This window comes from Citricoccus sp. NPDC079358, from assembly GCF_040702545.1.
Classification (GTDB): Bacteria; Actinomycetota; Actinomycetes; order Actinomycetales; family Micrococcaceae; genus Citricoccus.
Window position 1 is genome coordinate 103,279 of the sequence record NZ_JBFBLI010000003.1, and the last position, 13,361, is coordinate 116,639.

The 13,361-nt window shown below is 68.1% G+C and carries 11 protein-coding genes and 1 tRNA gene; 4 read left to right on the forward strand and 8 right to left on the reverse strand.

What is annotated here, in order from left to right:
- Positions 1 to 45 precede the first annotated feature (45 nt).
- Entirely contained in the window at positions 46 to 774 is a 729-nt protein-coding gene (locus AB0333_RS05170; protein WP_366217650.1) for a rhomboid family intramembrane serine protease, read from the forward strand.
- Positions 775 to 1,255: 481 nt separating this feature from the next.
- Positions 1,256 to 1,795 carry a DinB family protein gene (locus AB0333_RS05175; RefSeq protein ID WP_366217827.1) on the forward strand — a complete coding sequence of 180 codons (540 nt, stop codon included), beginning with the start codon at positions 1,256 to 1,258 and terminating at the stop codon, positions 1,793 to 1,795.
- Positions 1,796 to 1,827: 32 nt separating this feature from the next.
- On the opposite strand, the gene AB0333_RS05180 is transcribed toward AB0333_RS05175, so the two are convergent.
- On the reverse strand, positions 1,828 to 2,124 hold the full coding sequence (locus tag AB0333_RS05180; protein WP_366217651.1) for a cell division protein CrgA: 297 nt from the start codon (positions 2,122 to 2,124) through the stop codon (positions 1,828 to 1,830).
- 217 nt (positions 2,125 to 2,341) lie between these two features.
- Between AB0333_RS05180 and AB0333_RS05185 the strand changes: the two genes are divergently transcribed.
- Positions 2,342 to 3,034 (forward strand): gamma-glutamyl-gamma-aminobutyrate hydrolase family protein, encoded by a 693-nt coding sequence (locus AB0333_RS05185; protein WP_366217652.1) that lies wholly within the window; start codon positions 2,342 to 2,344, stop codon positions 3,032 to 3,034.
- Positions 3,035 to 3,083: 49 nt separating this feature from the next.
- Here the strand turns inward: AB0333_RS05185 and pknB are convergent, their stop codons facing one another.
- The 7 genes from pknB to AB0333_RS05220 all read right to left on the reverse strand — a co-directional run bounded on the left by pknB (position 3,084) and on the right by AB0333_RS05220 (position 12,958).
- Entirely contained in the window at positions 3,084 to 5,225 is a 2,142-nt protein-coding gene (pknB, locus tag AB0333_RS05190; RefSeq protein ID WP_366217653.1) for a Stk1 family PASTA domain-containing Ser/Thr kinase, read from the reverse strand.
- A 94-nt stretch (positions 5,226 to 5,319) separates the two neighbouring features.
- Positions 5,320 to 7,074, reverse strand: coding sequence for a protein kinase (locus AB0333_RS05195; protein ID WP_366217654.1), 1,755 nt, complete (start codon positions 7,072 to 7,074; stop codon positions 5,320 to 5,322).
- Entirely contained in the window at positions 7,071 to 8,519 is a 1,449-nt protein-coding gene (locus AB0333_RS05200) for a penicillin-binding transpeptidase domain-containing protein (RefSeq protein WP_366217655.1), read from the reverse strand. Before AB0333_RS05200 ends, AB0333_RS05195 begins: the two co-directional genes overlap by 4 nt.
- Positions 8,516 to 9,931, reverse strand: a complete 1,416-nt coding sequence (locus tag AB0333_RS05205) for an FtsW/RodA/SpoVE family cell cycle protein (RefSeq protein WP_366217656.1) — start codon at positions 9,929 to 9,931, stop codon at positions 8,516 to 8,518. The genes AB0333_RS05200 and AB0333_RS05205 overlap by 4 nt, the downstream gene beginning before the upstream one ends.
- Positions 9,931 to 11,502: a protein phosphatase 2C domain-containing protein gene (locus AB0333_RS05210; protein ID WP_366217657.1), complete on the reverse strand. Its 1,572-nt coding sequence runs from the start codon at positions 11,500 to 11,502 to the stop codon at positions 9,931 to 9,933. Before AB0333_RS05210 ends, AB0333_RS05205 begins: the two co-directional genes overlap by 1 nt.
- Positions 11,503 to 11,507: 5 nt before the next feature.
- A complete protein-coding gene (locus tag AB0333_RS05215) occupies positions 11,508 to 12,044 on the reverse strand; it encodes an FHA domain-containing protein (RefSeq protein WP_366217658.1) in 537 nt (178 codons plus the stop codon).
- Positions 12,041 to 12,958, reverse strand: coding sequence for a DUF3662 and FHA domain-containing protein (locus AB0333_RS05220; protein WP_366217659.1), 918 nt, complete (start codon positions 12,956 to 12,958; stop codon positions 12,041 to 12,043). The genes AB0333_RS05215 and AB0333_RS05220 overlap by 4 nt, the downstream gene beginning before the upstream one ends.
- Before the next feature lie 257 nt (positions 12,959 to 13,215).
- Here AB0333_RS05220 and AB0333_RS05225 point away from each other — a divergent pair.
- Positions 13,216 to 13,299, forward strand: a tRNA-Leu gene (locus tag AB0333_RS05225).
- The last annotated feature ends 62 nt before the right edge of the window (positions 13,300 to 13,361 follow it).

The following is a 13,361-nucleotide window of genomic DNA, read 5'->3' on the forward strand; positions in this document are numbered from 1 at the left end:
CGGCTGATCGTTCCGCCGAGCTCGGGCCGTCCCGGACGGACCGTCGTGCGCCGCCAGTCCGGGCAACCGTGGGTCACCTGGACCATGATCGGGCTCTGTGTGGCCATGTATGCCCTGCAGTGGGTCACCTCGGGTCAGCGCATCGGGATCACCGAGCAGTTCTTCTACGCCGGGTTGCACACCTCTTCAGAGGCCATGGAGCCGTGGCGGATGCTGACCTCGGCGTTCCTGCACTCGCTGGGCAATCCACTGCACATCGTGCTCAACCTGTACACCCTGTGGCTCATGGGACGCATGCTGGAGCCCGTTCTCGGATGGCGTCGGTTCCTGGCGCTCTACCTGCTGTCCGCCTTCGGCGGCTCCGTGGCGGTGCTGTTGCTCTCCAACCCCTACGTCCCGGTGGTGGGCGCCTCCGGTGCCGTGTACGGGCTCTTCGCGGCCCTGTTCATCGTGATGCGCCGGACCGGGGGGAACGTCACCGGGATCGCCGCCCTGATCGGGATTAACCTGGTGATCTCGTTCCTCCCGGGGGCCAACATCTCCTGGCAGGGCCACGTCGGCGGCCTGGTCACCGGGGCCGCCTGTGCCGCAGTGGTGGCCTATCTGCCCCGTGGTCATCGCGGACCAGGGTTTCCGGCGCGCTTGGACCAGCGGGCGGCCACCGTCCAGTGGCTCCTCCTGGCGGGAATCCTCGTGGTACTGGCGGCCCTGACGGTTTTCGGCATCCTGCGGCTCACGGACGCCACCCTGATCGAATACTGGCTGGACATGTGAGCGGGACATCGCTGGTCGCCTGACGCCGGGCCTCTGGCTCGCGGCGGTTGACGCCCTCCGAGTCACGGTGAGGCGGTGAGGCAATACGGACCCGTGGAGGAATGATCCCTGAGGATCGACCCTCCACGGGTCCCTTGTTTATCCACAGAGTTATCCACTGGTGTGGATGGAATGACATCGTTGTGATTCGTGGCTTAAGTTATCCACAGGCGTTATCCACAGTGTGGATGAACTACAGCCATGTTGTTCACATTGTGGATAGCGCTGTGGATAGTAAAACTCCATGTCAGGAGCTTAATTGCCGGAAATTACCCAACTGTGGAAAACTCGGGCGTTTCGACGGCCTCACCCGGTAGGTCTTCCACAATTGCTGCGGAGGCGCGAGCATCGGACCATGACAGATCACGCAGGTGAATCCACAGGCCCGTCAAAAAATAACCACAGGCCAGTCGCCCTTCCGCTCGGACAGCTGTCCCAACAATTGCGCTGGCATTGGGACCACCATCTCTCCACTCGGCTGGTGGGGATGAGCGACGAGGAGTACCACTGGGAACCGGCACGCGGGGCGTGGGGGCTACGTCCACGGGGCGCCCCTTCGCCGGACTATCCGGGCGCCGTGCAGGCTGGTGGCGGCGACTGGGTGGTCGACTTCGCCTTCCCCGAGCCGGAACCGGCACCGGTGACGACGATCGCGTGGAGGATGGCCCACGTGCTCGTGGGCGTGTTCGGGGCACGGATGGCGGGGCACTTCGGCGGCCCGGAGGCGGATTACTTCACCTATGACTACCCGGGGACGGCACGGGAGGCCTATGAGAGGCTCGATGCCGCTGTAGCGGCCTGGTGTGAGGCGGTGGACTCGCTCGACGAGGGCGCCCTCGGCGCAGCCGCGGGAGAGACCGAAGGACCGTGGAAGGAACACTCAATGCTGGAGCTGGTCCTGCACATCAACCGCGAGGCCATCCACCACGGGGCCGAGATGTGTCTACTGAGGGACCTCTATCGCGCGGACAGGAACCTCTAGCGCCAACGTGTGGCCGTACGGACGGGAGGCGTCTAGCGCCAACGTGTGGTCATGAGGAAGCCCACGCAGGCGACGCCGAAGCCAATGCCGATGTTCCAGCCACCGACTTGTGGGATGGGAGCCACGCCCATGGTGAGGTAGTAGACGACGATCCACAGCAGGCCGACGATCATCAGGCCGAACATGATGGCCTTGTACCAGGTGGGCAGCGGGCCCGGCTCGGGCTTCTCCGCACGGAGATCGGCCCGGCGCTGGCCTCGCTCGGCCTGCGCAGGGCTCTTGCTCTTCTGGCCGATCTGGCCGGTCTTGCGGGACTTCGACTCGGGCACTTCGATTCCTGTCCACGATGGTTCGGTCACGTCGCCGCACCGGAACCGGTCACGGCGTAGTCTGCTTCAGATGAAGTACTCGGCCCAGTCTAGCGGCGAACCAATGGAGAAGATGGGCCCGCCCGTGAGTCCAACGGGGGCTCGCCCCGATACGCCGAGTACTTCCGGACCCGCCTCCGCTGCCCTGCCCGCCCGACACTCGATGGGACCTCCGCTCATGACCTCCCCGACCGCAGCCACCGACTCGGACCATGCCACCGTCTCCGGGGCTGGATCCTCCGCCCGGATCCTCGTGGTCGACAACTATGACAGCTTCGTCTACACGCTCGTGGGGTATCTCCGGGAACTGGGGGCGGACACCCTCGTGGTCCGCAATGACGCCGTGAGCCTCGATGAGGCGACCGAGCTCGCAGCCGAGCGGGACGGGATCCTGTTGTCCCCCGGCCCTGGAACACCCGCCGAAGCCGGCATCAGCACGGATATGGTCCGGTGGGCCGCCGCGCATGCCAAGCCCCTCTACGGGGTCTGCCTGGGGCATCAGGCGATCTCCGAGGCCCACGGGGCCACCGTGACGCACGCCGAGGAACTGATGCATGGCAAGACCTCCCGGGTCGTCCACGGGGGGCACCCGATGTTCGCCGGCGTCCCTGACCCCTTCACCGCTACCCGCTACCATTCCCTGGCGGCCGTGCGCGCCACCATCCCCGAGGAACTGGAGATCACCGCGGAGACGGACGGCGGGATCGTCATGGGTGTGGCCCATCGCAGCGCTCCGCTGTGGGGCGTTCAGTTCCACCCGGAGTCCGTGCTGACCGAGGGCGGCTACCGGATGCTGGGCAACTGGCTCGAATACCTTGGGATGGCGGGTGCGGCCGCCCGGGCCGACACCCTCTCACCCGTGATGAACTGACCTCACCGGTGACGAACTAACGTCCCGCCGCCTCCGGAGAGCCGGCCGCTCAGTCGCCCTGCCCGCGGCCTCGATTGTTGCCCGGTCCGGTGGGCTGGGACCCGGAGGCGCCGGCCGAGGATTCTGACGGGCTGGGCGACTCGCTGGGTGAGCCGGACGCGGAGTCGCTCGGACTCGGGGAGCCGCTGGGCGACTCACTCGATGGAGATGGAGACGGAGAGGCAGACGGCTCCTCGGGGGCCTTCGCCACCTCGACCGTGACGGAAGAGTCCTGGGGCACCTCGGTTCCCTCGGGCTGTTCCTGACCGACCACGGTGCCCGGTTCCACCGGTGCTTCGCGTTCCACCTCGGAGACGGTCATCTGCAGGCCCAACTCCCCCAGGGCCGCTCGGGCCTCCTCCTGGGTCAGGCCGATGAGGCTGGGCACCTCGACGTTGCCAGAGGACATCTGCAGCTCCACGGAGGAGCCCGACTTCACGGTGGCTCCGAGTTCCGGGGAAGTGCCGACCAGCCGGTCCCGCGGGACGTCGGCGGAGGGGACATAGCGGACTGAGGAGATGGACAGACCCAGTCCCTCAAGGGTGTCCCGCGCCGTGGCCTCCGACTGCCCGGCCAGGTCCGCGGAGATCTCCACTTGTTCGGGACCCTTGGAGATGAAGAGGGTGATCTCCTGGTTCTTCTGGACGATGGTTCCGCTGTCAGGTTCAGTGCCGACGGCCAGATCCCGCTGGACCTCGTCATCGTGCACCTCTTCCAGGATGGGCCGCAGTTCCGCGGAGGTCAGCGCGTTCTGGGCCTCGATCTGGGTCATCTCGGCCACGGACGGGACCGTCACCTGATTGGCTTCCACATTGCGCCGGTTTAGTTCCTCCATCAGGAACCACCCACCGGCCACGGCGCCCAAGGCCAGGATGACCACGAGGATGGGCACCCAGACACGGTGTGCCTTGCGCTTCTTCGGTGGGACGGGCTGGCGCGGCTCGTCGCCCAGGTCCAGCGGGTGGCCCGTGTCCTCCGGCGGTGCGGGAGGCGTGGACGCGGTCGGGGCCGCGAGTTCCCCGGTCTGCTGGCCGGAGTACCGGTCACCCGAGAGGCCCGTGTACCTCTCGGTCCTGGGTTCGCTACCGGACTCATTCCCGACGGCGGCCATCGCCCTGGTCTCTCCCTCCGGCCGGGGAGAGACGGCCGTCATGGCCTCCGTGGCGCCGTCCGGATGCATCCCGACGGCGGCGGCACCGGCGGCTGCCCCCGCGGCGGAGCCGGCGGTGGCGCCGGCAATGCCACCGGATCGGTCCCCAGCGGCAGCCGAGCGGGACGAGTGCTGCGCAGGACCGGCGTCGGGCTGCTCGGCTGCCCGGTTCAGGCTGGCACGGAATTCCAGGCCGGACTGGAACCGGTCCACGCGGTCCTTCGCCAGGGAGCGGGAGACCACGGCGTCCAGGGCAGGCGAGACGGTCGGGTTGAGCGTGGAGGGAACCGGTGGTTCCTCCCGGACGTGCTGGTAGGCCACGGCCACGGCGGAATCCCCCACGAACGGCGGGCGCCCGGTCAACAGCTCGAACAGCAGGCAGCCGGCCGAGTACAGGTCCGACCGCGAATCCACGGACTCGCCCCGGGCCTGCTCCGGTGACAGGTATTGGGCGGTTCCGACCACGGCTTGGGTCTGGGTCATCGTGGCGGCCGAATCGGACAGGGCGCGGGCGATGCCGAAGTCCATGACCTTCACGGCCCCGGACTTGGTGACCATGATGTTGGCTGGCTTGATGTCCCGGTGGACGATGCCTTCCTCGTGGCTGTAGTTCAGCGCGGCCAGCACCCCGGAGGTCCACTCGATGGCCTGGTCCACGGTGATCTCGTCATGGCGCAGCAGGTCGCGCAGCGTGCGGCCGTCCACGAACTCCATGACCATGAACGGGCAGGCAACGCCCTGGTAGGCGCCGTCCTCGAACCGTTCCTCGCCCGTGTCGAACACCGAGACGATGTTCGGGTGATTCAGCGCGGCGGAGGACTGGGCCTCCCGGCGGAACCGGGACTGGAACTGCGGATCGCGGGCCAGGTCCGGGCGCATCAGCTTGATGGCGATCTTGCGACCGAGTTTCTGGTCCCGACCCTGGAACACATCGGCCATGCCACCCCGGCCGATGAGGTCACCGACCTCGTAACGGCCGTTGAGGATGCGTTGATGTGGCACTGTCGTTCGTCCTGTTCTGGGATGCGAGTACTGGCGGTGGTCGAGGAGATCCAGGCCGACGGTTTCGGGGCCGGTCCCTCCGCTGTCGTCGTGGTTAGGGTGCCGGCTCGTCGGTGACCGTCGGATTCGGCGTCGGTTCCTGGGTAGTGGGATCCTCGGTCGGCTCCTGCGTGGGCTCCTCCGTGGGTTCCTGCGGGGTGGTCTCGTCCGGCGGTGCCTGCGTGGCGGTTTCCTGAGGCGGGGTTCGCGTGGTCGGGGCCTGAGTGGTCGGAGCCTGGGTGGTCGGCACCTGGGTGGAGGGCGCCTGGGTGGTGGGCTCCGGCGGGGGACCAGCGGAGTAGCGCACGGTGATCCGGGTTCCCACCGGGACGTCGCCAGTGTGCGACAGGGTCAGGACCATCCCCTGGCGCTCTTCGCTCGGGACCTCCTGGCTGGTGACGTTCATGCCCAGGTCCCGCAGCGCAGCCTCGACCGTGGTGATGTCCGAACCTATGTAGTCGTCCGAACTGATGGATACGGTCTCCGGTCCTGAGGAACTGGAAGACGGCGATTCGGAGGCGGAGGTCACCGGAGCCGAGGAGGTCTCCTCGCCACCGCCACCGGTCAACTGGGGCCCTAGCCAAATGCCGAGGATGACGAAGACGATCAGGGCGAGTAGCCCGATCATCGGCCAGGTCCACGGGCTGCGCTTCTTGCGTCCGGCCGTGCGATCCAGCTGGTCGTTGTAGCCCTCGGCGTCCGGGTCCAGGGAGTCCCCGGCGCGGTAGGCATCCGGGTCCTCCGTGGCGGAGATGGCACCGGCTGCGCCGGCACCGGCGGCCTCTGTCACGGGCAGCGCGGAGGTGCCTGTGCCCTCCGAACCGGAGGCACCGCTGATGACCTCGGTGGCATGGGTCTCTGACATGCCCGAGTAGTCCACGGCCTGCGTGATGGCTTGGGTCTGGGCGCCTTGAGCGGCAAGAGCCGCGGCGGCGGCTCCCCCGGTCAGGAACGGAATCATCCCGGGAACGGCGGCGGCAGCGGCCGCCGTGTCCTGCTGACGCAGGGACTCCGCGGCCTCGGCCAGGGCGGTGGCGTTGGCCGGACGCTCATGGGCCTCCTTGGCCAGCATGGACATGATCAGGGCCCGCACCGGTTCGGGGATGGTGTCCGGCAGGGGCGGCGGTGGGTCGTTGACCTGGGCCAGCGCGATCGCGATCTGGGACTCGCCGGAGAAGGGACGGTGTCCCACGAGGCTCTCGTAGCCGATGACACCGAGGGAGTAGATGTCCGAGGAACCGGTGGCCTGCTGTCCCGTGGCCTGTTCCGGAGCCAGGTACTGGGCGGTACCCATGACCTGGCCGGTGGCGGTCAACGGCACCTGGTCGGCGAGCCGGGCGATGCCGAAGTCGGTGACCTTGACCCGTCCGTGCGGAGTGATCAACAGGTTCCCGGGCTTCACGTCGCGGTGCACCAGGCCCTGGGCGTGGGCGGCGGACAGGGCACGGGCGGTCTGCGCGATGATGTTCAGGGTCCGGTCCGGGGAGAGGACCTTCTCCTTGTCCAGGATCGCGGAGAGCGGCGGCCCGGGGACCAGCTCCATGACGAGGTAGCCGGAGCCGTCCTCCTCGCCGTAGTCGAAGACGTTCGCGACGCCGGGATGGTTCAGCAGCGCCGTGTGCTGGGCCTCCGCCCGGAAACGCCGCAGGAAATTCGCGTCACCGGTGTACTCCTCCTTGAGGATCTTCACCGCCGTCAGCCGGCCCAGGATCTTGTCCTTGGCCTTCCAGACCTCGCCCATGCCGCCGATGGCGATGCGCTCGGTGAGCTGATACCTGCCGCCCAGCGTGATACCCGATGTCGGCCTCACTGTGTGACCACCGCCTCCATGATTTCCTTCAGGTTGGTCGACGTCAGCTCACTGCCGGTGTCGAAGTCGATGTTCTGGTACACGATCGTGACGGCCACCTGCGGGTCATCGGCCGGAGCAAACCCGGTGATCCAGGAGTTGACCAGGTCGTTGTCCGCGCCCAACTGGGCCGTGCCGGTCTTGGCGGCGATGTCCACGCGGTCCGACTGGGCGCGGTAGGCCGTACCGCCGTCGAGCGGGCCGCGCATCAGCTCCGTCATCTGCTCGGCGATCTCCGGGGTGGTGGAGCGCTTGAAGACCTCTGGCTGCACGTCCTCCAGCAGCGTCAGATCCGAGCCGCGGATCGTGTCGATCAGCTGCGGTTTCATCATCGTCCCGTCGTTGGCGATGGCGGCGGCCACCATGTTCATCTGGAGGGCGGTCGCCTTGACGTCGCGCTGGCCGATCGAGGACTGGGCCAGGGCGGCGTCGTCCAGGTCCTCGGGGAACTGCGAGGCGGCAACCGTCAGGGGGATGTCGAAGGACTCGTTGAACCCGAAGTTCTCCGCCGTGGTGCGGATCCGGTCCTGGCCCAGCTCCATGGCCGCGAGGGCGAAGGGCGTGTTGCAGGACTGGGCGAAGATCTCAGCGAGGGTGGCCTCATCCATCCTGCCGCAGAGGCCGCCGCCGAAATTGCCCAGGGGCGTGGTCGTGTTCGGCAGGGTGATGGAGTCCGGCACGTCCAGGACCTGGTCCGGCTGGTACTCGCCGGACTCGAGCATGGCCACCGTGTCGATGAGCTTGAACGTGGATCCCGGGGCAGGCAGGGAGGCGGTGGGCCGGTTGACGTAGGGGCTCAAGCCCGGCACGGACTGCAGCTCCTCCATGTTCGCGGAGGCCTCGGCGCCACTGTGCGTGGCGAGCAGGTTCGTGTCATAGCTGGGCTTGGAGGCCATGGCCAGGACGTCCCCGCTCTCCGGATCGGTGATGACCACGGAGGCCTCCACCCCCTCCGGCATCACCGAGTAGGCCAGTTCCTGCATGTCCGGATCGATGGTCAGCTCCACCTGGGCGCCCTCCATCTGGGTGCCGGAGAACAGTTCGACGATGCGGTCCACGAACTGACCGTCCGAGGACCCGGCCAGATAGCGGTTGAGCTTGTCCTCGAGGCCGGTGGCGCCGTAGGTCAGCGAGTAGAAACCGGTCAGCCCCGAGTACAGCTCGGTGTCGCGGTAGACGCGCTGGTAATTGAAGTCGTCGTTGGACTCCACCGATTCTGCGATCGGGTTGCCGTCCACGAGGATCGGTCCCCGGGAGGAGCCGAACTCCTGGTAGAGCTGCCGCGAGTTGAAGTCGTTGTTCTTCAGGGCATCGGCGGCGATGACTTGGATGACGGAGATGGCCACCACGAGCACCATGAACATGGCGACGATGACGACCCAGGAGTTGCGGATGGCCTGGTTCATGCGGGGACCCCTCCTGCCGGTGTCTCGACTGGGACCCCGGACGTGCGGTCTTGATGGCCCGATCCGGAGCCGGACGCGTTGACCATGGGGCCGACGGCGACGGGCTTGCGCGCGGACTGGGACACCATCAGCACCAGCGCCACGACGATCCAGTTGGCCAGCAGCGAGGAGCCGCCGGCCGCCATGAACGGCGTGGTGAGGCCGGTCAGCGGGATCACCATGGTGACTCCGCCGATGACCACGAAGCACTGCAGGGCCATGGTGAAGGCCAGCCCGGCGGCCAAGAGCTTGCCGAAGGCGTCTCGGGTGCCCAGGGCGGCGCGGAGCATGCGAGTCACCAGCAGCACGAAGAGCATGAGGATCGCGGACAGGCCGATGAAGCCCAGCTCCTCGCCGAACGAGGCGATGATCATGTCCGAGTTGGCGTAGGCCACGATGTCGGGCCGCCCCCCGCCCAGGCCGGTGCCCAGGAGTCCGCCGGACGCGAGACCGAACAGGCCCTGGACGATCTGGTAACTGCCGGCGCCGCGGTTGTAGACCTCCGGGTCGAAGGCATGGAGCCAGGCGTCCACGCGCAGCCCCACGTGGGAGATGGTGTTCACGGCGAACAGCCCGCCGACCGCCACGAGGACCAGGCCGAGGATGATCCAGGACACCCGGGACGTGGCCAGGTAGATCATGGCCATGAACAGCCCGAAGAACAGGATGGCGGAACCCAGGTCCCGCTGGAACACGAGTACGCCCATGGAGATCAGCCACGCGATCACCAGCGGGCCCATGTCCCGGAAGCGGGGGAAGGTCACGGGGCCGATCTTCTTGCCGGCCAGCAGGATGAGGTCCCGGTTGGCGGAGAGGTAGCCCGCGAAGAAGATGGCCAGGGTGATCTTGGCGATCTCCCCCGGCTGGAAGGAGCCCACGCCGAGGTTGATCCAGATCCGGGCACCGTTGATCTCCATGCCCAGCCCCGGGATCAGCGGCAACAGCAGCAGGATGCCGGAGGCGGCGAGGAACAGGTAGGGCCAGCGCCGCAGGACCCGGTGGTCCTTGAGCAGCCAGAGCAGGGCGATCGCCACGCCCATGGCCACCACGGTCCACATCAGCTGGCGGGAGGCGGCGTCGTCCCCCTCGGCCACGTCGATGCGGTGGATCATGGCGATCCCGAGTCCGTTGAGGGTGACCACGATCGGCAGGATGTACGGATCCGCATACCGTGCGCGTAGCCGCAGCACCAGGTGGAAGACCAGGGACATGATGGCCAGCACGGCCGCCTGCACCCAGTAGTCAGAGGTGATCTCGCGGTCCATGCCGATGCCGGCGAGCAGGCTGGCGCCGGTGCCGATGCACAGGCCCAGGACCAGCAGCACCAGTTCGGTGTTGCGCCGCGGGCGGGGGGTGGAAGAGACCTGGGACATCAGCGATCACCTCCTGGAGGAGTGGATGGGGGCGTGGGGGTCGGACTGCCCGAGGGAGTCCCCGAGGGCGAATCGCTCGGCGACTCGGACGGGGCCGGACTCGGCGTGGCCGGTGGATCCGGGGTCACGGAGTTCTCCAGGTCGGCCACGATCTGCTGGGCGTGTTCGAGGTCGCGGGCCGGCAGGCCCGATTCGACGCGTTGACGTGAATATGCCGGCAGGTCCTCCAGCGCCACGTCCGTCTCGCTGTCGAGGTGGGACAGCTGGATCGGCCCCAGCCGCTGGGAGACGCCGTTGTAGATGGCCACCCGGCCGTCCTGGGCCCCCACGTAGTACTGGGTCTGTGTCCACAGGTAGCCCCAGAGCAACAGCACGGCGAAGATCAGCGCCAGCAGGGCGGTGAAGACGGGGATGAAGACGGAACGACGCCGGCGTGGCCGCTCCTCGTCGCGGGTCCCATCCCGCGTGTCCTCCGGTTCGGGCCCGCCGGAATCCAAGCCGTCACCGAGGCCGTCAGCTGAGCCATCGACCGGGCCACGATGGCCCTCGATGAGCTCCGAGGCGGCGGAGACCGCCAGCGGGTCGGGCAGGGCGCCGTCGGCCTGGGCACCGTGGCTGGCCGCGCCGGTCAACAGGGCGGCCGCACGCTTCTGGGTGCTGCGGCGGGTGACGATCGGGATCTTGCCGGTCTGGGTCGCCAGGTCGGCGGCACCGACGAGGACGTGGGGGCGGGACTCCAGGTCCTCCCGCAACAGGGAGGCGGAGACGGGGCCGGCCTCGCCGGGGGTGGCGGCGGCGAGGGCCTGGTCGGAGAGGTGGGCGGGCGAGGGTAGGGCCGCCTCGGCCTCGGTGGCCTCGTCCACCTCCAGAACCACGACGGTGACGTTGTCCGGGGCACCACCGGCCAGGGTCAGCTCGACCAGTTCATCGGCCACGGCCTGCAGGTCGCTCCGGTGGCGCAGCTTCTGCTCGATCACGGAGGGCGGCACCACGGCCGTCAGCCCGTCGGAACACAGCAGCCAGCGCTCGCCGGGGGCCGCGTCCACGGCGGAGATGTCCAGTTCCGGGGAGGCATCCACGTCCCCGAGCACCCGCATGAGCACGTTCTTGTGCGGATGCGACTCGGCCTCGGCGGGGTCCAGCCGTCCCTCGTCCACGAGCCTCTGCACGAAGGTGTGATCGATGCTGATCTGCTCGAAGGTGTCGTCCTTGAGCCGGTAGGCCCGGGAGTCACCGATGTGGGCCACGTGGATGGTCTGCCCGGCGAGCAGCATCGCCGTGCACGTGGTCCCCATGCCGGCGAGCTTGGGGCTGGCATGGACCAGGTCGTTGAGGATCAGGTTCGCGTTCTGGATCTCGTCCGGCAGCACGGTCTCCGGACTGGCATAGCCGGTGGCGTCCAGGGGGGCCAGATCCAGCACCGTGGAGGCGCTGGCCACGTCACCCCCGACGTGTCCGCCCATGCCGTCGGCCACGACGGCCAGGTGCAATCCGGCATAGGCAGAGTCGTCGTTCTTCGACCTGACCCTGCCCACATCGGATCGCGCAGCGAAGCGGAGGACCAAAGGCATCGGCGTCAGGACCTCAGTTCCAGGACGGTCTTGCCGATCCGGATCGGCGTACCCGGGTCCACGGCCACGGTGCGGGTCAGCTGGGAGCCGGACACGTAGGTGCCGTTGGTGGAGCCGAGGTCCTCCAGGAACCAGCGAGAGCCCTGCGGGAACAGGCGGGCATGGCGGCCCGAGACATAGTCGTCGTCCAGCACCAGGTCAGCCTCTTGCGCGCGCCCGAGCAGGAGCGGTGATCCGTGCAGTTCCACGACGGAGCCCTGGAGTGGACCCTCGGTGACATGGAGCCGCGTCGGCAGCGGTCGGGCCTGTTGCTGGCCGGTGTTCTGCCCTGTCCCGGGGGCGGGAGCACCGCCACTGGGGACACCCCCCGTCCCGGCGGCAGCTCCGGCGGCGACGGGCGCGGAGCTCTTGCCCCGGGGACGGACCTTGTTGCGGGCGCCGACCATGAGATCCCGCCCCTGGGAGGAGACGATCGAGATGATGAGGATCCACATGACCAGCAGCAGGCCCAGCCGCAGGGCGGCCACGGCAAGTTCACTCATGAGGTACCTCCCTGGCCCGGGGTGTCCCGGGCGGGCAGCATCCTGAAGACCATGTCAACACGTCCCATCGTGATTCGGTCACCGTGCCGCAGCACGGTGGAGCCGTCCACTTTACGGTCGTTGACGTAGATGCCGTTCGTCGAGCCCAGGTCCACCGCCATGACGGTGCTGCCACGGGTGATGATCTCCAGGTGACGGCGGGAGACACCCGTGTCCTCCACCAGGATGTCCGCATCGGCGGAACGGCCGAGCACGATCGAATCGGCGTTGATGCCGTACTTGCGGCCGTCGATCTCCAGGACGGGCTGCCGGGGCGCGGCTGCCGGCCGGGACGGCTGGGCCGGACGTTGGGGTGACGGGCTCGGCGTCCGCCGGACAGCCTCCGCCGAGGCGGCCGGGGACGGGGCGGGCCGGGCGGCCGGGGCCGCGGGCGCCACCGGCGGGACGGGAACGTCACGGTCCACCGGAGCCTGAGACACGACGGCGGCCGAGCCGGTTCCGGTGGGCGCGGAGCCGGCGTCGTGCATCTGGTCCGAACCGCCGGAGCGGTCCGAGGCGGACTCGATGTCCAGCTTGCCGGCGCGCAGCGTCGCCTCCTCCACGAAGGTGACGCGGACCGGGCCATGCAGGGTGTAACCCTGGTCCCGGGCATGCCGGATGGCCTCGTCGCAGAGTTCCTCCGCGAGGGCGGAGCCCCATTTGCGGGCCAGCTCGAAGTCCGGGGTGGAGAACCGGATGATGAAGACGTTGGGCACGAAAGTGCGGCCCTCGGAGAGGACCATGGCCTCATCGTCCATGGTCAGTCTCAGGGCGTTGGCGATCTCGACCGGCTTGACTGCTCGGGAGCCGCCGGCCGAGAAGGCTGACTGCACAGCCTTCTCCAGGCCGCGCTCGAGGTTATCCAGAAGACCCACGCGGGGGTGCTCCTTTCGGCAGATGTCTGTGTCGATAGTACGCGGCACGCAGGAGCAAACCGTGAGGAACAGGCCGGTGACGGGTCTCAATGCGGTTTCAATGCCATCGTCCAGGCTGGTCACAGGCGCTCGATTGGCCCTCGGGTGGTCCTCGATTTGGGAATCCGTGGGGGTGGGGATAGGATAGATTCTGCTGTTCTGACCGGTACGAAGGATTCCATACAGGCCTTTCGACCGGGAAGACAGACCAAAACCTCGCGCGAGTGGCGGAATTGGCAGACGCGCTGGCTTCAGGTGCCAGTGTTCGAAAGGACGTGGGGGTTCAAGTCCCCCCTCGCGCACGCGAGTCAATACAGCGAAGGCCCCGGATCATGGATCCGGGGCCTTCGTCGTGGGCGGATCC